This window comes from Streptomyces sp. NPDC048248, assembly GCF_043201875.1.
GTDB lineage: Bacteria > Actinomycetota > Actinomycetes > Streptomycetales > Streptomycetaceae > Streptomyces.
In genome coordinates, this window is sequence record NZ_JBICZL010000008.1 from 327,516 (window position 1) to 350,466 (window position 22,951).

The following is a 22,951-nucleotide window of genomic DNA, read 5'->3' on the forward strand; positions in this document are numbered from 1 at the left end:
ACAGCCGCGGGGCCCCTCCGTCGTTGCATGAGTTACGGGCGCAGTGCACGCAGCAGCAGGTCGGCGAGGTGGTCGGCGACCTGCTGGGGCGTCAGCGGGCCGCGCTCGCGGTACCACGTGCCGAGGTGGTGCACCGAGCCGAAGTGGTAGTCGACGACGAGGTCGGCAGGGATGTCGGCGGTGAACACACCGGATCGCTGGCCCTCCTCGATCAGTGCCCGGAACCGCTCGTGGTAGCGCCGCCGCTCCGCGCGGACCTGCTTGTCCTTCTCCGGTCCGAGGTGGTGCATCGAGCGGAAGAAGATCTTGGTGTCGTCGAGGTTGTCGATGGTGGTGACGACGACATCGGCCGCGGCCTCCCGCAGCCGCTGCTCGACCGGCGCGTCGGCGTCGGCGAAGTGGTCGAGCCGCTCCTGCTGGAGCCGCAGCACCCGGCCGTAGACCTCGTGCAGCAGATCGTCCTTGGAGCCGAAGTAGTGGTAGAGGGCGCCCTTGGTGACGCCCGCCGCGTCGACGATCTCCTGGACGGAGGTGCGGTCGTAGCCCTGCTCCGCGAAGAGCTTGGTGGCGGTGGCCAGCAGCCGCTGGGCCACGGGCTTCGTGCTGCCGTTGCCGTCCTTCGTGCCGGCCATCGCCCTCACCTGTCCTTCGTGCTGATGCGTCTGTGGTGCCGGTGGGCCCGGGTCGGGCGGGGCACGGGCCGGTTACCCGGGCCCGGCACCCGCCGGATGCCCGGGGTCATGCGCGGTGGCGCAACTCCCGTCGGAGGATCTTGCCACTCGTGGTCTTGGGAAGCTCGGGCAGGATCTCCACCTCCCGCGGATATTTGTACGCCGCCAGCCGTTCCTTGCAGTACGCGGCCAGATCGCCGGGCTCGGGGGCCTTCCCCGGCCGCAGGCTGACATACGCCTTGACCGACTCGCCGCGGTAGGCGTCGGGCACGCCGACCACGGCGGCCTCGCGCACCGCCGGGTGGGTGTACAGGACGTCCTCGACCTCGCGCGGCCACACCTTGAAGCCGGACGCGTTGATCATGTCCTTCTTGCGGTCGACGACGTACAGCCAGCCGTCGGTGTCCATGAAGCCGATGTCGCCGGTGCGCAGCTCGCCGTCCGGGAGACCGTCCGCGGTGGCCTCGGGGCGCCGCCAGTATCCGGGCACGACCTGCGGGCCGCGCACCGCTATCTCGCCCTGCTCACCGAACGGCAGGTCGGCGCCGCTCTCGTCGATGATGCGGACGACCGCGTCGGGGCTGGGCACGCCGACCGCCAGGGTGCCGGAGACCTTGTCCACCGGCGCTTCCCTGCCCGGCGGGACGCTGGCGCAGGGGGCGGTGCACTCGGTCAGGCCGTAGCCGTTGTGGATGTAGGGGCCGAAGCCGGCCCGGAACTTCTCGACGAGCGCGGGCGGCAGCGGCGCGCCGCCCGAGGACATCGTCAGGAACGACGCGAAATGGTCCCGGCTGACGTCGGGGTGGGCCATCAGCGCCATGTAGGCGGTGGAGGGGCCGACGGTGTAGGCGGGGCGGTGCTCCAGGAAGGCGTCCAGGACGACACCCGCCTCGAAGCGGTAGGCCAGTGCGAGGGTGCCGGCGTTGGCGATACACGCGGAGAGCTCACACACCATGCCGGTGATGTGGAAGAGCGGGGCGAGCGCGAAGTAGGTGGCGCCCTCGGGCAGGCCAAGGCCGGTGCGCTGCCGCTCGGCGTTGTAACTGATGTTGCCGTGGGTGTTGGTGGCGCCCTTGGGGGTTCCGCTGGTGCCCGAGGTGTAGCTGATCAGCGCTATGTCGTCGGCGGTGAGGCCCGGGTCGGTGGGCACGGCGCGTATCCGCCCGGCGGTGCGCGCGACCGTGAGCAGGTCGTCGGCGCCCTCGCGCGGCCCGAGGCGTTCCCCGCGGAGCACCCGCGCGTCGTCGCGGGTCTGCAACTCCCCCTCGCAGGCGGTCAGCGCGATCGTCACGGACGGGGACTCGGCCGCGGTGTCCCGCAGGAAGCCGTCCCAGGTGCGGTCGGCGCAGATGACGGCGGTGACCTCGGCGTCGTTCAGGATGTGCTGCATCTCGCCGGACTTGTACATCGGGTTGACCGGCACGGCCACACCGCCGGCCTTCCAGACGCCGAGCAGCGCGAGCACGAAGTGCGGGGAGTTCTGCAGCATGACCGCGGCCCGGTCACCGCGGGAGAAGCCACGCTCGGCGAGGTGGGCGGCGATGCCGTCGGAGAGCGCGTCGGTCTCGGCGTAGGACAGCCGGCCGTCGAAGTAGGCGAGTGCGGTGCGGTCGGGGGCGCGGCGGACCGCGCTCCGGAAGGCGTGCAGCGTCGAGGGGGGCGGCTGGACGGGCGCGCGCTGCGCGTCGGTGAGCTGCGCCAGCCACGGCTTGTCCTGGTAGGAGGTCATCGGGGTGCGGCCCTTTCTTCCTGATCGCCTGATCATCCCTGCGGGGACACCTGGGGTGCGGGCGGGGGTGACGTGGCCGGGCCCGTCCGGCCCGCCGCCCCCCGGATGGTGCGGTTACGCGTCCTGGCCCTCGGCCTTCTCCAGCTTCTGCTGGAGGTGGTTCATGGCACCCAGCCAGCGGTCGGGGTCGGCGGCGCGCGACGCGTAGTAGCCGGCGACCTCGGGGTGCGGCAGGACCAGGAAGCGGCCCTCCTCGATCGCGGTGCACAACGCGTCGGCGACGGCGGACGGTTCGATGGCGCCGGGGGTGAGGACGAGGTCGCCTGCGGCTCCGGTGACGGCCAGCATGTCGGTGCGCACGCCCTGGGGGCAGATGGCGTGCACGTCGATGCCGCGGTGGCGGTAGGTCGCCGACAGCCACTCGGCGAAGGCGTAGGCACCGTGCTTGGTGACGCTGTACGGCGCGGAGCCGACCATGGTGAGCAGCCCGGCCGCGGAGACGGTGGAGATGAAGCGGCCGCTGCCGCGCTCCAGCCAGTGGGGCACGAGGTCGCGGGCGGCCCGGACATGGGCCATGACGTTGACGTCCCACGCCTGGAGCCAGACGTCCTCGGCGGCCTCCGGGCCGCCCGCCGGGGCGACGCCTGCGTTGGCGCAGAAGATGTCGATGGCCCCGCCGAGGGCGTCCCGGGCGGCCGGGACGACGGTGGAGGCGTCGCCGGGGACCGCGAGGGCGCCGATCTCCTCGGCGGTCTTCTCGGCCTTGGCCACGTCCAGGTCGTTGACGACGACGCGGGCACCCTCGGCGGCGAACCGGCGGGCCAGTGCGGCGCCGATCCCCCCGCCGGCCCCGGTCACGACAACGGCCTTGTCCCGTACGGCTTCCACGCTGGTTCTCCCTCGGTGACGTCCACTCGTCTGCCCGGGCAGACTAACCAGTCGGTATGTCCGAACGGAAGAGCCCCGGCTCCGTGACGGCCGGGTGCGTTCCGTAGCGGCCCCGACCGCGTTAGCGTGCGCACGACACGTACCCGATCACGGAGGTGTGCGCATGGCTCTGTCGAGACGCGTTCTGCTCGGGCATCTGGCGGCGACCGGAGCGGCAGGCGCCACGGTCGCCGCGGCCGCCGGCCCGGCCCACGCGACGGCGCGGGTGCCCGGCGGCCGCGCCGCCCCCGCCGGCCGCACGGTACGCACCGGCTTCGACCGGCTGGCCGCGGACGGCTACCGCCTGCTGGAAGGCCGCCGGGTCGGCATCGTCACCAACCCCACCGGGGTCACCCCGGACGTACGGCACATCGTGGATGTGATGCACGCGGACGACCGGGTGCGGCTGACCGCCGTCTTCGGCCCCGAGCACGGCTTCCGGGGCACGGCACAGGCGGGAGGCTCGGAGGGCCGCTACGACGACCCGGCGACCGGGCTGCCCGTCTACGACACGTACAACAAGAGCGGCAAGGCGCTCGCCGACATCTTCACCGCCTCCGGCGTGGACACCGTCGTCTTCGACATCCAGGACGCCGGTGCCCGCTTCTACACCTACATCTGGACGCTGTACGACTGCATGGTGGCGGCCGTGCTCGCCGGCAAGCGGTTCGTGGTGCTGGACCGGCCCAACCCGGTCACCGGCCGGTCCGCCACCGGCCCGGTGCTGGAAAAGGCGTACGCCTCGTTCGTCGGCCGGGAGCCGATCGCCCAGTCGCACGGGATGACGGTGGCGGAGCTGGCGCTGCTGTTCAACGGCGAGTTCGTGCCCAATGCCGCCGGGCGGCCGGTGGAGCTGGAGACGGTCTTGATGACCGGGTGGCGGCGCGGGGACTTCTTCGACACGACGGGACTGCCGTGGGTCCCGCCGAGCCCCAACATGCCCACCGCCGACACCGCGCTCGTCTACGCGGGCACCTGCATGTTCGAGGGCACCAACCTCTCCGAGGGGCGCGGCACCACCCGGCCCTTCGAACTGCTTGGCGCGGACGGCATCGACCGGCGGTGGGCCGCCGCGGTCGGCGAACTGCGGCTGCCGGGCGTGCACTTCCGGGAGGCGTACTTCGCGCCGACGTTCTCCAAGTTCGAGGGCAGGACGATCGGCGGCGTGCAACTGCACGTCCACGACCGCGAGGTCTTCGATCCGGTGCGGACCGGCATCGGCCTGCTGGTGACCGCCAAGCGGGTCTGGAACGGCTTCGCCTGGCGGCCGGACAACGGGATCGACCGGCTGACCGGCTCGTCGGCCGTGCGGACGATGATCGACGCGGGTGCGGACACCGACGAGGTCGTCGCCGCCTGGCAGGGGCCGCTGCGGCGCTTCCGTACGGTGCGTCAGCAGTATCTGCGCTACCACTGACAGGGCGATGGACCTGCGCGACGGACCCCGCGCCGTCTCAGCACCCGAGACAGGCCATCTCGCCTATTGACTGCCCCGTACACCTAGCGTGAGAGTGCCGCTCGTGCAGAGTGACGCGACACCAGCGAAAACAGCGAAGACGAGCCCGGACGAAGCGGCCGTGGCCCCGGCGGAGCCAGGGGCGACGGCCGTACCGCGGACGGGGGCGGCCGGCCCGTCCGCGGCGCCGGCCGGCGCGGACGCCGTGGAGAAGACCGGCGGCGTGGAGGAGGCCGGCGGCGAGAGCCTGCGGCGCGTGGCGGTGGCCTCGTTCATCGGGACCGCCATCGAGTTCTACGACTTCTACATCTACGGCACGGCCGCCGCGCTCGTCCTCAACCAGGCGTTCTTCCCCACCCTCGATCCGGTCAACGCGACGCTCGCGTCGTTCTCCACCTACGCGGTGGCGTTCGCCGCGCGCCCCCTCGGCTCGGTGATCTTCGGGCACTTCGGCGACCGGGTGGGCCGTAAGTCCGTCCTGGTCGCCTCGCTTCTGCTGATGGGTCTGTCCACGGCCCTGGTCGGACTGCTCCCCGGCTACGGCACGCTGGGCATCTGGGCGCCGCTGCTGCTCATCCTGCTGCGTTTCCTACAGGGGATCGGGCTGGGCGGCGAGTGGGGCGGTGCCGCACTGCTCGCGGTCGAGCACGCGCCCAAGAAGCGGCGTGGACTGTATGCCGCCTTCCCCCAACTCGGGCCTTCCGTCGGCTTCTTCGCGGCGACGGGTGTGTTCTGGCTGCTGTCCGCCGTCCTCGACGACGCGGCATTCCGCTCCTGGGGCTGGCGGGTGCCCTTCCTGCTGTCGTTCCTGCTGGTCGGCGTCGGACTGTTCGTCCGGCTCAAGATCAGCGAGACGCCGGTCTTCGCGAAGGTGCGGCAAGCGCAGGAAGCAGGCCGCGTCCCGGCCGTGGACGTCTTCCGCCGGCATCCGCGCGAGCTGCTGCTGGGCGCGGGCGGGATGGTCATCGCCTACGGCCTGTTCTACACCGCGACCACCTACTGCCTCTCGTACGCGACCGGCACCCTCGGCGTCTCGCGGAACACCATGCTCGGCCTCTCGCTCGTCGCCTGCCTGTTCCTGGCGGCCGGCACCTGGCTCGCCGCCACCCGCTCCGACGGCTCGGGCCGCCGCAAGCTCGTCCTCGCCGGGTGCGGACTCGCCGTCGTCTGGGGCCTGGTGCTCTTCCCGCTGCTGGACACCGAGCAGCCGGTGCTGATCGCCCTCGGCATCGGCGGCGCGCTGTTCTGCATGGGCGTGGTGTACGGCCCGATGGGCGCGTACCTGCCGGAGCTGTTCGGCACCACGGTGCGCTACTCGGGCGCCTCGCTGGCCTACAACCTCGGCGGCGTCCTGGGCGGTGCGGTGGCACCGCTGGTCGCCACCCGGCTGCAGGCGGCTTTCGGCTCCTCCTCGGTGGGCTGGTACGTCAGCGCGATGGCGGTCGTCTCGCTGGTGTGCGTCCTGGCGCTGCCCGAGACGCGGGAGCGCGAACTCGCCTGACGCGGCAAGCCCTCGCACGACGCCGGCCGGGCGCCCGAGTCCTTCGGGCACCCGGCCGGCGTCGTGTGGGCCGATGGGTCCTTGAGTGCCGGGCCGGGGCCCGTCGTGCGTCCCAGCCCGGCTCCCCTCCTAACGGTGACCGGGGAATTCCACCACCTGCTGGTAGGTCGGCCGGTTCTGCCAGCTGATCGTGTCGTGCGTCAGACCGCCCACCGCGCGGTGGATGATCGCGTCCGCGCACCACTGGTCGCCGGCCTTGCAGCTGTCGTCGCCCGGGTAGACCTGCTCGGCAGTCTTCGCGTTCGCCTGCCGGAGGGTCTCCAGCAAGGCGTCGCGGCAGGCGGACAGTTCGCCGTCGCCGCAGTAGCGCTCGGCGAGCGGGCCCTGGACCTTGTCACCGAGCACCGACCGCAGGTCCTTGTCCGCGTAGCTCCACCAGCCGTACTGGAAGGCGGATCCGGCGTGGGCGCCGGTCGGACCGTGGCCGGCCGAAGGTGACTCGTCGATGGCGAGGTTGGCCCCCAGCGCGCCGTAGAGGTCGCCGCCCAGGCCCGGCTTGAAACTCTTCTCGATCATCAGCGGCCACCAGGCGTCCATCAGCCGTACCGCGTCGGAGTGCGCGTAGGTGTGCGAGCCGGCGGTGGTCTCGCGGCGCTGGGCACCGTCCTTGCGCCACGCCTCCAGCCGCTGCACCGCGGTCTGCAGCGCGGGGTCGGTGACCGGCTTGCTGCGCAGCACCCGCAGGAGTTCGGGCAGCACGTCCTCGCCGCGCAGGTCGGTGACGGCGGCCTCGGACATCGCCCGGGTCAGCGACGCGCGGGTCACCCCGCCGTCCTTCGTCAGGGCTCGCACCCGGTCGTCGAGCAGGTTGCCGCGGTGCACCGAGCCGTTGCCGTAGCCGGCCGAGTCGTAGTCCTCGGCCTGCTTGTTGTTCCAGGAGATGTAGTAGTCCTGGTTGACGGACTGCGGGTGCTCAGCGGGCGGTGTGTAGTCGATGTTGTTGGTGTCGGGGTCGTAGCCCTGCCACTCGTAGGCGGCTTCCGCCTTGACCGGCAGCGCCGGGTCGACCCCGGGGGCGCGGACCGGGTTGAGTCCGCTGTTGTAGTAGGCGATGTCGCGGGAGTCGGCGTAGAACCAGTTGAAGGCGTAGCCGATGTGCTGGGTGGCCTTCTGGAAGGTCTTCGCGTCCTGGACGTACGAGGGGTCGTTGAGCATCTGGAAGCCGATGATGGAGTCGGCCTCGTGCCGGTAGGTGGTGCGCAGCGCCGTGTAGGCGACGGGCTTGCCGTCGATGGTGGCGCGATGGGTGACGGTGCCGTACTTGGTCCGGAACACCTGCATCCGATAGGAGCCTGCCGCTGTCGGGTCGGCGATGGTGGGCTTCCATGAGTTGGTGCGTTCCAGCTTCTCCATGGGCAGGCAGGAGCCGTGGTAGCGGTAGCCGGTGGAGTCCTTGGTGGGCGCGGAGCCGTCGGTGTTGCACAGGTCGACGGCGTAGGTGTCGGTGATGTCCTGTCCTGCGGAGGTGGCGCTCCAGGCGTAGTCCTGGCCGCGGCCGAGCTGGACGTACATCCCGACGCCGGCGAAGGAGGCGCCGCGGGCGCTGATGCCCGGGCCCTGGATCTCCTGGAGCATCAGCAGCTGGGGCGCGAAGTAGCCGGTCTGCGGGCCGAAGACGGCGACGGGGTTGCCGCTCGCGGAGTGCTTGCCGGAGACCAGCAGGGCGTTGGACATCCCCCGGTGCTGTGTCGGGTCGAAACTGCCCTTGGGCAGCACCCCGTCCTTGAACAGCCCTTCCAGCTTCTTGTACTTCTTCGGGGCCTTGACCGGGTCGCGCGGCGGCGTCCCCTTCTTGGCCGTGGCGGCGCCCGTGCGGTCGTACACCAGGGGCTCGGCGGCGACCGTGCCGCGGTCGGGCAGCGCGGTGCCCTTGGCCTTGGCCGGCTTGACGGCGTACGGGAAGCTCTGGCCGTCGTGCAGGGTCTTCGCGGCCTCGGGGTCGTTGCGTTCCCGGAAGGACTCCCAGACCTTGGTGCCCTTCTCCACGCCGTACTTCTGCTGGGCGGAGAGCAGCGCGAGCGCGGAGGGGACCTCGCCGCCCCCGCCGTTGCCGAAGAGGCCGCCGACCACGGACGCCAGCGCGATGAGGTCGGTGAGCTTGAAGGGTTTGATCTCGCCGGCGTTGGTGAGGGCGTCGACATGCCCGGTGAGCACGTACTCGCCGGGGAAGTAGCGGCCGTTCTTGGACTCCTCGCGGTAGGCGTTGATGCCGTCGACGTACGCCTGCGCGTCCTCCATCGCCTGCTTGCCGCGGGCTCCGTTGTTGTCACGGATGCTGTCGACCTGCGCCTGGAGGTCCGCCTCGGTGTACGGGGCGGACGGCCAGAACTGCTGCTCCAGGCCCTGGTTGGCGAGGGCTCCGCCGGCGAAGGAGGTCAGCTCGCCGCGGCCGATGTGCCGGAAGAGGTCCATCAGCCACAGCCGGTCCTGGCCGGCCGCGTAACCGGCGCCGTACTCGGTGCCGTAGCGGGTGGTGCCCTTGATGTGCGGCACGCCGGTCTTCTTGTCCCGGGTGATGGTCACGTCGTCGCGGGGCGCGGTGACCTTGGCGACCTGGTCCTCGGGGACGCCGAAGGAGGCGTCGTTGAAGAAGTTGGTCAGGGTGTCGTCGGTGAGCGACTGGTAGCCGCTCGCCAGGGCGCCGTACGGGGCGAGTTGATCGGTGGTGTGCGCGGGGTGGGTGCCGAACAGCTTGTTGCCGAGGATCTCCACCAGGGTGGCGTTGCCACTGGCCCCGGGCGGCAGGATGTCGGCGCACTGGCCCTGGCAGTGGTCGGTGGCTTCGGTCGGTGCGGCGGCCGCGGCCGCGGTGGGGGGTGGCGCCAAGAGCGTGGCACCCAGGGCGACCAGAGCTGCCGCCGCGGCGGTCCTGAGCCTTCCGGTACGTCGTCGCATCCCTGCTCCTCGATGGGGGTCCCTCCGCTCCGCAACAGCTCGGGGGAGGGTGGTGGGCGGGACGTTACCGGCGGTTAACCCCGGCCGGAAGATGAACAACAGTCACCTTTTCCAATTCCCCACAGACACCCGGGAGCCGCGCCGACACCATCCGCCGAAAAAACCGCACGAAAATTCGATGGATCCAGGTGGTGATCGGCTACGTCCCTTCTGTGTCCAGTCGGGTCCTCCCCACGGAGGTGGGATGAACATGGCCGGTTTCAGAGCCCTCGCCGAACAGGTCCGCAATCCACGACTCGTCGCAGCTCAGCGGCGTACCGCCCTGCGCAAGTGCCTGGAGCGCTTTGCCCCTTACGGGCATCGGGCCACCTGGCACCATCTGTGCAGCAGGGTCGGCATCGCGCCACAGGACCGCGACCCCGATCCCGAACGGCTGGTGGTCGCACTGGCCGAGCTGGAGGAGGCGCGCACCCTCTGGCTGGCCTACGAGGAGGAGTTCGCGGCCCGGCGCCGCAGGGAGAAGCACGACGGCATCCGCCAGCCCAGCGCGATCGACGACTGGCACCGCCGCACCTGGGGCGGCTGTGACATCGTGCCCTGCGAGTCCCCGCAGCGGCACCCGGCGGCCCGCCTTGCGGTGGTGCTGCGCAACATGATCGCCGCGATGGAGTCGGGGCGCCCGCGCCGGGAGTGCCCGGTGTGCGGCGGGACCCGCTTCGCCTGGCTCCCGGATCTCGCAGGGCCCCCCGCATCAGGACCCGCCTGCCGGGAGTGCGGGGTGGTGGCCCCTGCGTCCGTGCTGACCGCCGAGGCGCTGACGGCCGCGGGCCGGGTCCAGAGCGGTCGCACGTTCGCCGCGGCCTGAACAACGGGGCTCATCAGCTGAGTTGACGGGCCGTCTGTCCCGCCCCCGGCAATCGTTGCCGGGTACAGGGGATTGCGCAGACGGCCTTCCCCCGAAGTGGATGAACGTTGTACGTTCCGCCGCATGCTCGCCCGTTCGCGCACCGTGGTGGCCCCTCCGGGATGGAACCGCTGGCTCGTCCCGCCCGCCGCCCTGTCCATCCACCTCGCCATCGGCCAGGTCTACGCCTGGAGTGTCTTCAAACCCCCTCTCGAGTCGGCCCTCCATCTGTCCGGGACGGCCTCCGCACTCCCCTTCCAGCTGGCCATCGTGATGCTGGGGCTCTCCGCGGCCTTCGGTGGCACGCTCGTGGAGCGCAACGGTCCGCGCTGGGCGATGTGCGTCTCGGCGGTCTGCTTCGTCTCCGGCTTCCTCGTCGCCGCCCTCGGCGCGGCCACCGGCCGGTACTTGCTGATCGTCCTGGGCTACGGCTTCATCGGCGGAATCGGCCTGGGCATCGGCTACATCTCCCCGGTGTCCACACTCATCAAGTGGTTCCCCGACCGCCCGGGAATGGCCACCGGCATCGCCATCATGGGCTTCGGCGGCGGCGCGCTGATCGCCTCCCCCTGGTCGACCCAACTCCTCGGCGCCCTCGGGGCGGACGCGGCCGGCATCGCGCGGACCTTCCTCGTCATGGGCCTGGTCTATGCCGGCTTCATGACGCTCGGGGTGCTGTTGGTGCGCGTCCCGGGCGCCGACTGTCAACCCCCCGCCGCAGCGGCCGTCGCCGCGGCCCGCCCGCTGGTCACCACCGCCCGGGTATCGGCCCGCAACGCGCTGCGCACCCCGCAGTTCTGGTGTCTGTGGGTGGTCCTGTGCACGAACGTCACCGCGGGGATCGGCATCCTGGAGAAGGCCGCCCCGATGATCTCCGACTTCTTCGCCGGGTCCTCGGCGCCGGTCAGCGCGGCAGCAGCGGCGGGCTTCGTCGGCGTGCTGTCGCTGGCGAACATGCTCGGCCGGATCATCTGGTCCTCCACCTCCGATCTGACCGGCCGGAAGAACGTCTACCGCCTCTACCTCGGCGTCGGGGCCTTGATGTACCTGCTGATCGCCCTGGCAGGTGACACCTCCAAGCCGCTGTTCATCGGCTGCGCCGCGGTGATCCTCTCCTTCTACGGCGGTGGGTTCGCCACCGTCCCTGCCTATTTGAAGGACCTCTTCGGCACCTATCAGGTGGGCGCGATCCACGGCAGGCTGCTCACCGCCTGGTCGACCGCGGGCGTCCTCGGCCCGCTGATCGTCAACGCCGTCGCCGACGCGCAGAAGGCCGCGGGCCACAGCGGCCCTGATCTCTACGCGACGTCCTTCTTCATCATGATCGGACTGCTGGCGGTGGGCTTCGCCGCAAACGAGGCGGTCCGGCCGGTCCACCCCCGTCACCACGAACCCCCCGCATCCGGGGAGCGGCCGGCCGCCGAGCCGGCCCCCGCCGACCCGAAGGGAGCGGACCAGTGACCGCACGGCGCACCCTGCTGCTGGTCTCCGTCTGGCTCTGGGTGGGGGTGCCCTTCGCCTACGGCCTTTACGAACTCGCCCTGAAACTGAAACAACTGTTCACGAGCTGACCCGCGCACGCTGTTGCCCGTGCGTTCCGGGTGCCCGTGCCTCGGCATCCCGGCCGCACGGGCTCCCCACGAAAGGGTGGACGTCCCATGGCCGCACCGCACGATCTGACCGCGCTCGAACAGGCCGCAGCCATCCGGTCAGGTGACCTCTCGCCCGTCGAGCTCACCGAGCACTACCTGGAGCGGATGGACCGGCTGGACGACACCCTGGGCGCCTTCTTGACCCGCACTCCGCGGCTCACCCGCGAGCAGGCCGCCCTGGCCGAGAGCGAGGCCGTAGCGGCGCGCCGGGAGGGACGGGAACTTCCCCCGCTGCACGGCGTTCCGGTGCCGGTCAAGGACCTCAACCACGTCGCGGGGGAGCGCTGCACCATGGGCTCCCGGGCCCTGGCCGAGGACGTCTCCCCCGTCGACGATCACGTCGTCACCAAGCTGCGTGCCGCAGGCACCGTGATGCTGGGGAAGACCAACACCCCCGAGTTCGGGCTGCCCTGCTACACCGAGAACGGTCTCGCGCCGCCGGCCCGCACCCCCTGGGACCTCAGCCGCTCGGCGGGCGGGTCGAGCGGCGGGGCGGCCGCGGCCGTCGCCGGCGGCCTGGCACCCCTCGCGCATGCGAGCGACGGCGGCGGCTCCATCCGCATCCCGGCGTCGGTCTGCGGGCTGTTCGGCATCAAGCCCAGCCGCGGCCGGGTCAGCAGCGGCCCGCTGCTGCACGACATCACGGGCCTGAGCACCTCGGGGCCGCTGGCGCGCACGGTCGCCGACGCGGCCGCCCTCCTGGACGTCCTCGCGGGCCCGATGCCCGGCGACCCGTTCACGGCTCCCGCGCTCCCGCCCGGCGAGACCTTCACCGCACACGCCCGCCGGGAGCCTGGGCAGCTGCGCATCGCCTGCCTGACCGACGCGCCCATACCGAATGCCGACGTCCATCCGGACTGCCTCGCCGCCGTCACCGAGACCGCGAAGCTGCTCGGCGAACTGGGCCACCGCGTCGAGGAGTTGGCGCTGCCGGCCGACGACGGCATCCGCTACGCCTTCACCAGGGTCTGGTCGGTGATCGCCGCGAACCGTCCGGTGCCGCCGGAGGGCGAGGAGCTGCTGATGCCGCTCACCCGCTATCTGCGGGCCCGCGGCTCCGAGGTCTCCGGAACCGACTTCGCGGGCGCGATGTACACCTTCCGCATGCTCGCGCAGACGCTCGCCGACGGCCTGATGCCGCAGGACGGCGGGTACGACGTGGTGCTCTCGCCCACGCTGGCCGCACCGCCCGCGCCGGTCGGGTCGCTGCGCGACGACGCCGACCCGCAGGCCGAGTTCGCCGCCATCGGGGCGTTCACCCCCTTCACCGCGCTCTACAACGCCACCGGCCAGCCCGCGGTGAGCGTCCCGCTGCACTGGAATGCCGCGGGCCTGCCGATCGGCGTGATGCTCGGCGGCCGCTACGGCGACGAGGCCACCTTGCTCTCGCTCTCCGCCCAGCTGGAGCGGGCCCGCCCGTGGGCAGGACGCAAGCCTTCCATGTGGTGAGAGGCGGTTCGGTTCGCGGCGGCGCCCGGCACCCCCGCACGGCGGGGGGTCAGCGGCGCCGCGCGTGCTCCCGCCCTTGAGCCGCGGAGGCATCGGCGTCGCACTCGCCGCCCTCGCACTCCCCCGCGGCGGCCTCCGGCCCGGCCGCCCGCGCCCCGCCCCCGTTGTCCTCGTCCCGCTCCGCCACCGGGTCCTTCACACTCCGGTCCACGCGCAACCGCCGGGCCCCGGTGCCCTGTTCGCCGAGGTTGTCGTACGGGTTGGACAGCGCGCACCTCTCCAGCGACAGGCAGCCGCAGCCGATGCAGTCGGTCAACCGGTCCCGCAGTTCGACGAGCTGGCTGATCCGCTCGTCCAGCTCCGAGCGCCAGACCTCGGAGAGCCTGGCCCAGTCGGCGCGGTTGGGGGTGCGCTCGTCGGGCAGCTCCGCCAGCGCGTCGCGGATCACCGCGAGGGGGATGCCGACCCGCTGCGCGGCCCGGACGAAGGCGACCCTGCGCAGGGCGTCGCGGGTGTAGCGGCGTTGATTGCCTGCCGTCCTCGTGCTGCTGATCAGTCCCTTGGACTCGTAGAAGTGCAGCGCGGAGACCGCGGCGCCGCTCCGTGCGGAGAGCTGGCCGACGGAGAGTTCATGGACCTTGAACGGAAGCTGGGGCACGGCTCAACCCTAGGACACCCGGCCCCGCCTCACGGGTGTCCGTAGGCGTTGACAGCGGGTACCCCCACTCAGCATGCTGAGCAAGCGCTTAGTAAGCGTACGGGTGAGGCGCGCGCCGGACGCGCCCCGGGCCCGGCGTACGGATCCTGAGGAGGCAGACGGAGATGGCAGAGCCCCGAGTGTTTGGATCGCTCGACGAACTGCGGGCCGCGGTCGGCGAGGACCTGGGCACCAGCGACTGGCTGGAGATCGACCAGAAGCGGATCGACCTGTTCGCGGAGGCCACCGGCGATCACCAGTGGATCCACGTGGACCAGGAGAAGGCCGCGTCCGGCCCCTTCGGCACCACCATCGCGCACGGCTATCTGACGCTGTCGCTGCTGCCCGCCCTCGTGCCGCAGCTGATGCGGGTCGACAACGTGAAGATGGGCATCAACTACGGCACCAACAAGGTGCGCTTCCCCGCCACCGTCCCGGTGGGCTCGCGGCTGCGCGCCACCGCCCGGATCGCGGACGTCAGCGAGGTCTCCGGCGGGGTGCAGCTCACCACCACCGTGACGATCGAGCGTGAGGGCGGCGACAAGCCGGTCTGCGTGGCGGAGTCGGTCAGCCGCTTCTACCTCTGATCCGGCAGCGGCCGTCGGTCGCCGAGGCCGGGGCGGGCCCGCCCTCCCCGGCCCGCGGGCGCAGGGCAGCGCACCGACGCGTCAGACCCGATCCGCGCCCACCATGCGCAGCACCAGGCCCGCGTAGAGCTCGCCGACCTCGTCGGGGGTGCGGGCGCCGTCGGAGGAGAACCAGCGGGCCACGTCGACGCACAGCGACAGCACGGCCAAGGTGGTGCCCGGCACGTCGTCGGCCTGGAACTCCCCGCTGTCCGCGCCGTCCTGGATGATCTGCCGCAGCAGCCGGTCGGTCCTGCGGCGCAGGCCGGCGATCTCGGCGTAGTGCTCGGCGCCGAGCGCCTGGAGTTCGTACTGGATGACCCGGGCGGTGGTGTGGTGCTCGGCGTGCCAACGGGCGAAGGCGTGCACGGCGTCGCGGAGCCGCTCGGTGGCACTGCCCTCGGCCTCGGCGGCGGCCCCCATGATGCGCAGCGCCTTTTCGTGGCCATTGCCGCTGATGCGGTAGAGCAGCTCTTCCTTGGTCTTGTAGTGGATGTAGAGCGCGGCGGGGCTCATCCCGGCCCGGCCCGCGATATCGCGGGTGGTGGTGGCGTGATAGCCGCGCTCGGCGAACGCCTCGACGGCGGCGCAGACCAGCCGCCGCGCGGCGTCCGGGGTCACATCGGCCCACTCCTCGCCGGCCTCGGCCGCCCGTTCCGCCTCCGCACCCATCGCGCACGCTCCTCGCTCCGCCAGGGACTCTCCTCCGACGGATCGAACACCATACCGCGCCGCTGAGCAAGCGCTTAGCGGCGCGGTGGAGGCGGGCGGCCGGGCGGCGATGCGGGGCCGACGGCCGGTCAGAAGGCCGAGACGCCGGTCAGCGCTCGGCCGATGAGCAGCTTCTGGATCTGGCTGGTGCCCTCGTACAGGGTCATCACGCGGGCGTCCCGCAGCAGTTTGCCCACCGGGTACTCGTCGATGTAACCGTAACCGCCGAAGACCTGCAGGGCGTTGTTCGCGGCCCGCACCGCGGCCTCGGAGGCGAACAGCTTGGCCTTGGACGCCTCGGTGACGAACGGCTTCCCGCGGTCGATCAGGTCGGCGACCCGCCAGGTCAGCAGGCGCGCGGCGTCCACGTCCACGGCGATGTCGGTGATCAGCTCCTGGACCAGCTGGTGCCCGGCGATGGGCTTGCCGAACTGCTCGCGCTCGCCCGCGTAGCCGACCGCCGCGTCCAGTGCGGCCTGCGCGATACCCACGCAGCCGGCGGCCACCGACATCCGGCCCTTGGCCAGCGCGGACATGGCGACCGAGAACCCCTTCCCGGCGGGGCCGAGCATGGCGGATGAGGGTACCCGCACACCGTCCAGGACCAGCTCAGCGGTGGCCTGGCCGCGCAGGCCGAGCTTCCCGTGGATCTCGCGGCGCTCCAGACCGGGGCTGTCGGTGGGCACGAGGAAGGCGCTGACCCCCTTGTGACCGGGCTCGGGGCCGGTGCGGGCGAAGAGCAGCACGACGTCGGCCCAGGTGCCGTTGGTGATGAAGGTCTTGGCGCCGTCGATGATCCAGTCCCCGCCGGGGCCGCCGTCGCGGACCGCGCGGGTCGCGAGGTTGCCCGCGTCGGATCCGGTGCCCGGCTCGGTCAGGCCGAAGCACCCGATCGCCGCCCCGGAGGTGAGCCTCGGCAGCCACTCCTGCTTCTGCGCCTCGTCCCCCCAGGCCGCGATGGTCTTGGCCACCAGCCCCAGGGAGACCGAGACGATGCCGCGCACCGAGGAGTCCCCGCGGCCCAGTTCCTCGGTGACCAGGCAGTAGGCGAGGTGGTCACCGCCCGAGCCCCCGTACTCCTCGGGGACGGTCAGGCCCAGGAAACCGAGGTCGCCGAGCTTCTTGACGATGCCGCGGTCGACCTGTTCGGCGCGGTCCCAGGTGGTGACGTGCGGGGATATCTCGCGGCCGACGAAATCCTCGGCGAGCTGCCGGACGGCGGTCTGCTCCTCGCTGAGCTCCAGGTTCATCAGGACCCCTCGGTGACGTGCGCAGTTGCGACGGCTCGGGCGGCGCGGCGTCCGCTCACCGCATCACCCCGAAGCGTTAATTAGCACTGCTAGTTTTTGGCGGGCAGCCTCTACTATGTGCGTCATGGCCCGACCCCGCAAGCCCCTCCTGAGCCGTGAGCGCATCGTCACCACGGCGCTGGCTCTCATCGACGCGGAAGGGCTGCCGGCGCTGTCCACCCGGCGCCTCGCGGCCGAGTTGGGCGTGAGCGGCCCCTCGCTCTACAACCACTTCACGACGAAGGACGAGATCCTCGACGCCGTCGCCGACACGGTCATCGCGAAGGTCGACGTCTCGGCGTTCGAGACCGGCGGGGACTGGCGGACCGGACTGCTCGGCTGGGCCCGCTCCTACCGCGCCGCGCTCGCCGCGCACCCGCACGTCGTGCCGTTCCTCGCCCAGGGGCCCGGCCGCCGCCCGGCCGGCCTGAAGATGGCCGACGCGGCGTTCGGCGGCATGGTCGAGGCGGGCTGGCCGCCCGCCCAGGCGACCCGGGTCTGCGCCATGGTCCGCTACTTCGTGGCGGGCTCCGCACTGGGCTCGTTCGCCCGCGGCTTCGTGGACGACCCCGGCGCGTACGACCCCGCCGACTATCCCCACCTGGGCCAGGCGCACCTCCTGGCCGAGCACCAACGCCAGGTGGACGAGGGCGCGTTCGAAACCGGTCTGCAGGCCCTCGTCGACGGGCTCGCGCTGCAACACCCGGAGCTGGTCCCCCCGGCCTGATCCGAATGGAAGGCCCTGGTGGCGGGACCCCTGGATGCGGCCCGCTCCGGCCCGCATCCGCATGCCCCGGAGCCGCGCTCCTCCCGCGTACCACCGAGGCCCCGTGTCACCGCGCCGGCGGGCGGCTCTAAAATCCAGCAGTCCCTGGCGGGCAGGGCGTGGTGCGGGAGGCATGGAGGCGGCGTGCGCGAGCCGAGTACGGCCAAGTGCGGTCGATTCACCGCGGGTTACGGACGCTTTGTCACCGAGGTGTTCCGGGGGAAGGGGCAGGTCGTCTTCCTGCGGAGCGCGTGGGCCGGTGCGGTGATCTCGCTCGCGCTGTGCGCCGCGGGCTGGGAGTTCGCGCTGTACGGGCTGCTGGGCACGGCGGTCGGTACCGCGACGGCCCGGCTCCTGGGCGTGGACGGCGGCCGTGTCACGGCCGGCCTCGAAGGCTTCAACGCCTGCCTGGTGGCCGTCGCGCTCGCCGTGTTCCTCGGCGCCGACCACCTCTCCACCGCCGTGCTGGCGCTCGCCGGGAGCGTGGTGGTCACCATCGTCACCGGCGCCGCCGCACGGATACTGGCCACCTGGGGCCTGCCGACACTCACCCTGCCGTACTGCCTGATGGCGAGCGCAGCGACGATCGCAGCGCCGGGCTTCGAGCGGGTCTGGCACCACGGTGCGAGCCTGGCCGCACTCGCCAGGCCCGCGAGCGGACCCACCGCGCTGGCGGGATCCGATCTGTGGCGCGCGTTCTTCGCCAACATCGCGCAGATCTTCTTCATGCCGCAGTGGTACGTCGGCGTGATCCTGCTGCTCGGCATCTTCGCCGCCTGCCGGCTCGCGGGCGTGATGGCGTGCCTGGGCAGCGGCGTCGGCATCCTCACCGCCTGGGCTCTGGGCGCACCCGCGAAGCAGGTGGCCGAGGGCACGATGGGCTACAACGGGGTGCTCGTGGCGATGGCGCTGTGCGGGGTGTTCCTCGCCGCCGACGCCTGGAGCCTGGCCTACGCCCTGGCCGGCGCGGTCACCGCGACCGGCCTGAGCGCCACGATGGCCGCCGTCTTCGCCCCGTCCGGCGGTCACACCTTCACCTGGCCGTTCGTCCTCGTCTCGCTGGCCTTCCTGGCGGCGGCACCGGCGTTCCCCCGGTTGCGCCGGGCAGGGGCACCCGGCTCCGTGCCCGGCGCGGGAGATCCGCCGCCCGCTCCGGAGCGGGCCTTCGAGCCGGGCGGCCCGGCACCGGAGGGCCCCGAGCCGGGCCGGGCCGCCGTCTGAGCCCTGCCGGCCGTCAGCCCTTTGCGGTCGCCGCCTTCGGTGCACCGTCCACGGTCGTACGGGACGCCGCCGCGCGGCGGGCCAGCAGCCAGATGGAGGCCAGCGCGATGACGGACAGCCCGATGATGTAGGCCGACACCGACATCGAGGTGCCGGTCGCCTCCAGCAGCAGGACCATGACGAACGGCGCGAGCCCGCCGCCCAGGATGGCGCTGATCTGGTAGCCGAGCGACGCGCCGGTGTAGCGCATCTCGGCGGTGAACAGCTCGGCGAACAGGGCGGCCTGCGGACCGTACATGATGCTCAGGAAGCAGCTGCCGACGAACGTGCCCACGGCCATCCAGGCCAGCGACGCGGTGTCGATGAGCAGGAACATCGGGATCGCCCAGATGAGCAGACCGACGGCGCCCGCGGCGTAGACCCGCAGGCGGCCGATGCGGTCGGAGAGCGCCGCGGAGGCCGGGATCAGGGCGAGCTGGGTGAGGCTGACGAGCAGCGACACCGTGAGGACCGAGGTGCGCTCCATGTGCAGTTCGCGCGTGGAGTAGTCCAGGACCCCGGTGATCAGGATGTAGAACGTGGCGGTGTTCACCGCGAAGGAGCCGCCGGCCAGCAGGACGGTGCCCAGGTGGTGCCGCATGATCGTGCCCAGCGGCGAGCGCTGCGCGTCGGCGGACGCCTCGGCGGCGGCCAGTTCGTTCTCGGCGGCCCTGAACTCCGGCGTCTCCTCGACCCGGGTGTGGATGTAGCGGGCGAGGACGAGCACGAGGATGCCGATGAAGAACGGGATCCGCCAGCCCCAGCTGCCGAAGGTCCGCTCGTCGGTGACCGCACCGGCCACCAGGAAGACGGAGTTGGCGGTCACCACGCCGATGGGGACACCGAGCTGGACCAGCGAGCCGTAGAGCCCCCGCTTGCCCTCGGGGGCGTACTCCGTGGCCATCAGCATCGCGCCGCCCCACTGGGCGCCCACCGCGATGCCCTGGAGCACCCTCAGGAGGACGAGCAGGATCGGTGCGGCGATCCCGATGCTGTCGTACGAAGGGAGCAGGCCGATACCGGTCGTGGCGACGCCCATCACGGTCAGCGCGAGGACCAGCATGGGCTTGCGGCCCCTCTTGTCACCCAGATGGCCGGCGATGACGCCGCCGACGGGGCGGGCAAGGAAGCCGACGGCGAAGGTCGCGAAGGCGGCGAGGACGCCCGCGGCCTCACTGCCGGAGGGGAAGAAGGAGTCGCCGAGCACGAGCGCCGCGGCGATGCCGAAGACGAAGTAGTCGTACCACTCCACGGCGGAGGCCAGGGCCGCGGCGGTGGCGACCTTGCGGCGGTTCCGGGCGGAGGGTGGCGTGCTGCTGTTGCCCTGTGTCGCGGAGGGGGCCGAGTCCATGCGTGCACACTCCGGTGGGTGCGGGGAGGGATGGGGGGGCGGCGCCAAGATGTCGGGCGACCGTACCGACCGGCCGGTACGGCGTCAACGGACCGCGCAGCATCAGTTTTCCCCGCCCGCCGGGCCGGCCGGTCGGAGCGCTGGACTCCGCCCCGGCCGGCCGTCGCGCGGTCCGCCCCGCCGCCGCGTCCCGTCAGAAGACGATCAGCGCCCGGCCGCCCTTGCCTGCCAGCATCGCGTCGAACGCGTCGGGGATGCCGTCCAGCGAGATCCGCTCCGTGACCAGGGCGGACAGGTCGAGCGCGCCCGAGCGGACGTGCTCGGCGATGACCGGCAGATCCCGTGCCGGGTCGCTGTTGCCGTAGACGCAGCCGGAGAGCGTGCGGCCGAAGTAGAAGATCTCCAGCGCGGAGAAGGTCACCTGCTGGTCCTGGCCGCCGATCCCGACGACCGTGGTGCGGCCGCCCCGCCGGGTGGACGACCAGGCCGTACGGATCGTCTCGGCGCGGCCCACGCACTCCACGGCGACATCGGCGCCGAAGCCGCCGGTCAGCTTGCGGATCCGCTTGGCGGTGTCCTCGCCCGCCACCACGAACTCGGTGGCGCCCGCCGCGCGCGCGAGTTCCTCCTTCTCCGGCGAGACGTCCACGGCAACGATCGTGCCCGCACCCGCGATCCGTGCCGCCTGGAGCGTCGCGAGGCCGACGCCGCCGACACCGAAGACGGCGACGGACTCCCCCGCCCGCACCTGGGCGCTGTGGTGCACCGCGCCCCAGCCGGTCAGCACCGCGCAGCCCAGCAGCGCCGCGTCGGTGAGCGGCACCCCGTCGGGCAGCGGCAGGGCGGCGTGCGCGGGGACCACGGTCTCCTCGGCGAAGGCGGCGGTGCCCAGGCCCGGGTAGAGCTCACTGCCGTCGGCCGCGAGGTGCGCGTACGGGGCGTTCGCGGCGAGACCGGAGTTGGCGCACAGCCAGGGCTCCGCGAGGCCGCAGAAGTGGCAGTCGCCGCAGGACGGCGCCCAGTTGAGGACGACCTGGTCACCCGGGGCCACCGAGGTCACCGAGGGCCCGACCGCGGTGACGGTGCCCGCGCCCTCGTGGCCGAGGACCGCCGGGACGGGCTGGCGGAGGGTGCCGTTGGACAGCGACAGGTCGGAGTGGCAGACGCCGGCGGCGGCGAGACGGATGCGGACCTGCTCCGGACCGGGCTCCGGCAGGTCGATCTCGGTGACCCGGAGCGGGGCGTTGACGGCGGACAGGAGGGCGGCGCGGACCACGGGGATCTCCTCGAGACGGGAAAGAGAAGCGAACAGAGGCGTTGGGCGGCTCGGACGGAACCTAGGAAAGCAGGAGCGGTACGCCGGGCGGGAATGGCAGGACGGGGCGGCGGGCACGCGGCGGACGGCCCACCGGCCGCCGCGTGCCCCCGTGGCTCACCGACTCACGGCTGCGGACCGCGACGCCGCGGTCCGCAGCGCGTCGCGCCACCCCGGCGCCTCAGAACTGCAGCGACTTGGTCTGGAGGTACTCGGTCAGGCCGTGCGGGCCCAGCTCGCGCCCGACACCGGACTGCTTGTAACCGCCGAACGGTGCCAGGGGGTTGAAGCGGCCGCCGTTGATGTCGACCTGGCCGGTGTCGAGCCGGCGGGCGAACGCGACCGCCTCCTCCGCCTCGCCCGCCCAGACCGCGCCCGCGAGCCCGTAGACGGTGCCGTTGGCGATCCGGGCGGCGTCCTCCTCGTCCGCGTACGACAGGATCGACAGCACCGGTCCGAAGATCTCCTCCTGGGCGATGGTCATCTCCGGTGTGACGTCCGCGAAGACGGTCGGGGCCACGTAGTAGCCGGTCTCCCGGGGCGCCTCCGGGCCCCCTGCCACGACCTTCGCGCCTTGGGCGATGCCCTGCTCGATGTAGCCGCGCACCCGGTCGCGCTGCTTGGCGTTGACCAGGGGGCCGACCCGCTCGCCCGGCACGTACTTGGCGACCGCGGTCACGGCGAGTTCCACGGCCTCCGCGTACTGGTCCTCGTGCACCAGCATCCGCGTCCACGCGCTGCACGTCTGACCGGAGTTGGCCATGACGTTCGCGACGCCGACACCGACCGCCTTGGCGAGGTCGGCGCTGGGCAGGATGACATTGGCGGACTTGCCGCCCAGTTCGAGCGCCACCCGCTTGACCGCGGCGCCCGCGGCCGCGCCGATCTTCCTGCCGACGGCCGTCGAGCCGGTGAAGGAGACCAGGTCGACCCCCTCGTGCTCGGCCAGCGCCTGGCCGGCGACCGGACCGAGGCCGGTGACGAGGTTGAACACACCTGCCGGGATGCCCGCCGCGTCGACGCACTCGGCGAACAGCTGGGCCACCAGCGGGGTGTCCTCGGCGGGCTTGAGCACGATCGTGCAGCCCGCCGCGAGCGCCGGCGCGACCTTGGCGACGACCTGGTGCAGCGGATAGTTCCACGGCGTGATCGCGCCCACCACGCCGACCGGTTCGTGCAGCACGGTGGAGTTGCCGATCTTCTCCTCGAAGGCGTACGACCGGGCCAGCTCGGCGTAGGAACCGCACACCGCGACCGGGACGCCGGCGTGCACGGCCGCGCTGAACGCCAGGGGCGAGCCCAGCTCGGCTGTGACGGTCTCGGCGATCTCCTCTGCGCGCGCCGCGAGTTGGTCGCGCAGCGCGGTCAGCAGGTCGGCGCGTTCCGCGGGCGGGGTGGCGGCCCAGGCGGGAAGTGCGGCGCGCGCGGCCCGGACGGCGGCGTCCACGTCCTGCGCCGAACCGGCCGGGACCGCTGCGATGACCTCGCCGTCGGCCGGATTGACGACGTCGATCGTGCCGCTCCCCGCGGCGGGCCGCCAGCTTCCGTCGATGTACATCGCGTCGTGCTGCTTCACGTCGTGGTCCTCCCGAGACGGCTGGTGGTCATCCCCGTTGGGGTGTCCGTCGGGACCGTGGGCGTCACGGCCGTCCGCCCGGACCCTCCTAAACTAGCGTCGGTAGTTTTCGGGCG

Annotated in this window: 18 protein-coding genes; 8 read left to right on the forward strand and 10 right to left on the reverse strand. The window is 72.2% G+C overall.

The annotated features are described in order from the left end of the window. Nucleotides 1-32 precede the first annotated feature (32 nt). The 3 genes from ACGFZW_RS19680 to ACGFZW_RS19690 form a co-directional block, all read right to left on the reverse strand. Complete coding sequence (locus ACGFZW_RS19680; RefSeq protein WP_393894409.1) at nt 33-632, reverse strand: TetR/AcrR family transcriptional regulator; 600 nt, start codon at nt 630-632, stop codon at nt 33-35. A gap of 106 nt (nt 633-738) precedes the next feature. Then, nucleotides 739-2,400 carry a class I adenylate-forming enzyme family protein gene (locus ACGFZW_RS19685; protein WP_393894410.1) on the reverse strand — a complete coding sequence of 554 codons (1,662 nt, stop codon included), beginning with the start codon at nt 2,398-2,400 and terminating at the stop codon, nt 739-741. Nucleotides 2,401-2,514: 114 nt separating this feature from the next. Continuing rightward, entirely contained in the window at nt 2,515-3,288 is a 774-nt protein-coding gene (locus tag ACGFZW_RS19690; protein ID WP_393894411.1) for an SDR family oxidoreductase, read from the reverse strand. A 163-nt stretch (nt 3,289-3,451) separates the two neighbouring features. Between ACGFZW_RS19690 and ACGFZW_RS19695 the strand changes: the two genes are divergently transcribed. After that, entirely contained in the window at nt 3,452-4,744 is a 1,293-nt protein-coding gene (locus ACGFZW_RS19695; RefSeq protein ID WP_393894412.1) for an exo-beta-N-acetylmuramidase NamZ domain-containing protein, read from the forward strand. A gap of 244 nt (nt 4,745-4,988) precedes the next feature. Then, on the forward strand, nt 4,989-6,284 hold the full coding sequence (locus ACGFZW_RS19700; RefSeq protein ID WP_393894523.1) for an MFS transporter: 1,296 nt from the start codon (nt 4,989-4,991) through the stop codon (nt 6,282-6,284). Nucleotides 6,285-6,413: 129 nt separating this feature from the next. On the opposite strand, the gene ACGFZW_RS19705 is transcribed toward ACGFZW_RS19700, so the two are convergent. Then, on the reverse strand, nt 6,414-9,239 hold the full coding sequence (locus tag ACGFZW_RS19705; protein ID WP_393894413.1) for a penicillin acylase family protein: 2,826 nt from the start codon (nt 9,237-9,239) through the stop codon (nt 6,414-6,416). A gap of 250 nt (nt 9,240-9,489) precedes the next feature. On the opposite strand from ACGFZW_RS19705, the gene ACGFZW_RS19710 reads away from it, so the two are divergent. The 3 genes from ACGFZW_RS19710 to ACGFZW_RS19720 all read left to right on the forward strand — a co-directional run bounded on the left by ACGFZW_RS19710 (nt 9,490) and on the right by ACGFZW_RS19720 (nt 13,244). Next, on the forward strand, nt 9,490-10,104 hold the full coding sequence (locus ACGFZW_RS19710; protein WP_393894414.1) for a hypothetical protein: 615 nt from the start codon (nt 9,490-9,492) through the stop codon (nt 10,102-10,104). A 123-nt stretch (nt 10,105-10,227) separates the two neighbouring features. Then, nucleotides 10,228-11,604 carry an OFA family MFS transporter gene (locus ACGFZW_RS19715; RefSeq protein ID WP_393894415.1) on the forward strand — a complete coding sequence of 459 codons (1,377 nt, stop codon included), beginning with the start codon at nt 10,228-10,230 and terminating at the stop codon, nt 11,602-11,604. A gap of 197 nt (nt 11,605-11,801) precedes the next feature. Continuing rightward, entirely contained in the window at nt 11,802-13,244 is a 1,443-nt protein-coding gene (locus tag ACGFZW_RS19720) for an amidase (protein WP_393894416.1), read from the forward strand. Nucleotides 13,245-13,293: 49 nt separating this feature from the next. On the opposite strand, the gene soxR is transcribed toward ACGFZW_RS19720, so the two are convergent. Beyond that, on the reverse strand, nt 13,294-13,902 hold the full coding sequence (gene soxR / locus ACGFZW_RS19725; RefSeq protein WP_393894417.1) for a redox-sensitive transcriptional activator SoxR: 609 nt from the start codon (nt 13,900-13,902) through the stop codon (nt 13,294-13,296). A 164-nt stretch (nt 13,903-14,066) separates the two neighbouring features. Here soxR and ACGFZW_RS19730 point away from each other — a divergent pair, with 164 nt between their 5' ends. Beyond that, nucleotides 14,067-14,528 (forward strand): MaoC family dehydratase, encoded by a 462-nt coding sequence (locus tag ACGFZW_RS19730; protein ID WP_393894418.1) that lies wholly within the window; start codon nt 14,067-14,069, stop codon nt 14,526-14,528. Nucleotides 14,529-14,609: 81 nt separating this feature from the next. On the opposite strand, the gene ACGFZW_RS19735 is transcribed toward ACGFZW_RS19730, so the two are convergent. Both ACGFZW_RS19735 and ACGFZW_RS19740 read right to left on the reverse strand, forming a co-directional pair. After that, nucleotides 14,610-15,239: a TetR/AcrR family transcriptional regulator gene (locus ACGFZW_RS19735; protein WP_393894419.1), complete on the reverse strand. Its 630-nt coding sequence runs from the start codon at nt 15,237-15,239 to the stop codon at nt 14,610-14,612. 128 nt (nt 15,240-15,367) lie between these two features. Next, the gene (locus tag ACGFZW_RS19740) at nt 15,368-16,528 is read right to left on the reverse strand and encodes an acyl-CoA dehydrogenase family protein (protein WP_393894420.1); all 1,161 of its coding nucleotides are present in this window, start codon (nt 16,526-16,528) and stop codon (nt 15,368-15,370) included. A 124-nt stretch (nt 16,529-16,652) separates the two neighbouring features. Here ACGFZW_RS19740 and ACGFZW_RS19745 point away from each other — a divergent pair, with 124 nt between their 5' ends. Beyond that, nucleotides 16,653-17,294, forward strand: coding sequence for a TetR/AcrR family transcriptional regulator (locus ACGFZW_RS19745; RefSeq protein WP_393894421.1), 642 nt, complete (start codon nt 16,653-16,655; stop codon nt 17,292-17,294). A gap of 183 nt (nt 17,295-17,477) precedes the next feature. After that, entirely contained in the window at nt 17,478-18,554 is a 1,077-nt protein-coding gene (locus tag ACGFZW_RS19750; protein WP_393894422.1) for an urea transporter, read from the forward strand. A gap of 13 nt (nt 18,555-18,567) precedes the next feature. Here ACGFZW_RS19750 and ACGFZW_RS19755 read toward each other — a convergent pair whose 3' ends face one another. The 3 genes from ACGFZW_RS19755 to ACGFZW_RS19765 all read right to left on the reverse strand — a co-directional run bounded on the left by ACGFZW_RS19755 (nt 18,568) and on the right by ACGFZW_RS19765 (nt 22,835). Further along, nucleotides 18,568-19,944, reverse strand: coding sequence for an MFS transporter (locus tag ACGFZW_RS19755; protein ID WP_393894423.1), 1,377 nt, complete (start codon nt 19,942-19,944; stop codon nt 18,568-18,570). A 193-nt stretch (nt 19,945-20,137) separates the two neighbouring features. Then, nucleotides 20,138-21,220, reverse strand: a complete 1,083-nt coding sequence (locus ACGFZW_RS19760) for a Zn-dependent alcohol dehydrogenase (RefSeq protein ID WP_393894424.1) — start codon at nt 21,218-21,220, stop codon at nt 20,138-20,140. Nucleotides 21,221-21,440: 220 nt separating this feature from the next. Next, complete coding sequence (locus ACGFZW_RS19765; protein WP_393894425.1) at nt 21,441-22,835, reverse strand: aldehyde dehydrogenase family protein; 1,395 nt, start codon at nt 22,833-22,835, stop codon at nt 21,441-21,443. Between the last annotated feature and the right edge of the window lie 116 nt (nt 22,836-22,951).

Coding starts and splice junctions, on each gene's coding strand:
- ACGFZW_RS19680 (WP_393894409.1), bottom strand. CDS start 632: ATGGCCGGCACGAAGGACGGCAACGGCAGCACGAAGCCCGTGGCCCAG.
- ACGFZW_RS19685 (WP_393894410.1), bottom strand. CDS start 2,400: ATGACCTCCTACCAGGACAAGCCGTGGCTGGCGCAGCTCACCGACGCG.
- ACGFZW_RS19695 (WP_393894412.1), top strand. CDS start 3,452: ATGGCTCTGTCGAGACGCGTTCTGCTCGGGCATCTGGCGGCGACCGGA.
- ACGFZW_RS19705 (WP_393894413.1), bottom strand. CDS start 9,239: ATGCGACGACGTACCGGAAGGCTCAGGACCGCCGCGGCGGCAGCTCTG.
- ACGFZW_RS19710 (WP_393894414.1), top strand. CDS start 9,490: ATGGCCGGTTTCAGAGCCCTCGCCGAACAGGTCCGCAATCCACGACTC.
- ACGFZW_RS19715 (WP_393894415.1), top strand. CDS start 10,228: ATGCTCGCCCGTTCGCGCACCGTGGTGGCCCCTCCGGGATGGAACCGC.
- ACGFZW_RS19720 (WP_393894416.1), top strand. CDS start 11,802: ATGGCCGCACCGCACGATCTGACCGCGCTCGAACAGGCCGCAGCCATC.
- ACGFZW_RS19730 (WP_393894418.1), top strand. CDS start 14,067: ATGGCAGAGCCCCGAGTGTTTGGATCGCTCGACGAACTGCGGGCCGCG.
- ACGFZW_RS19735 (WP_393894419.1), bottom strand. CDS start 15,239: ATGGGTGCGGAGGCGGAACGGGCGGCCGAGGCCGGCGAGGAGTGGGCC.
- ACGFZW_RS19740 (WP_393894420.1), bottom strand. CDS start 16,528: ATGAACCTGGAGCTCAGCGAGGAGCAGACCGCCGTCCGGCAGCTCGCC.
- ACGFZW_RS19745 (WP_393894421.1), top strand. CDS start 16,653: ATGGCCCGACCCCGCAAGCCCCTCCTGAGCCGTGAGCGCATCGTCACC.
- ACGFZW_RS19755 (WP_393894423.1), bottom strand. CDS start 19,944: ATGGACTCGGCCCCCTCCGCGACACAGGGCAACAGCAGCACGCCACCC.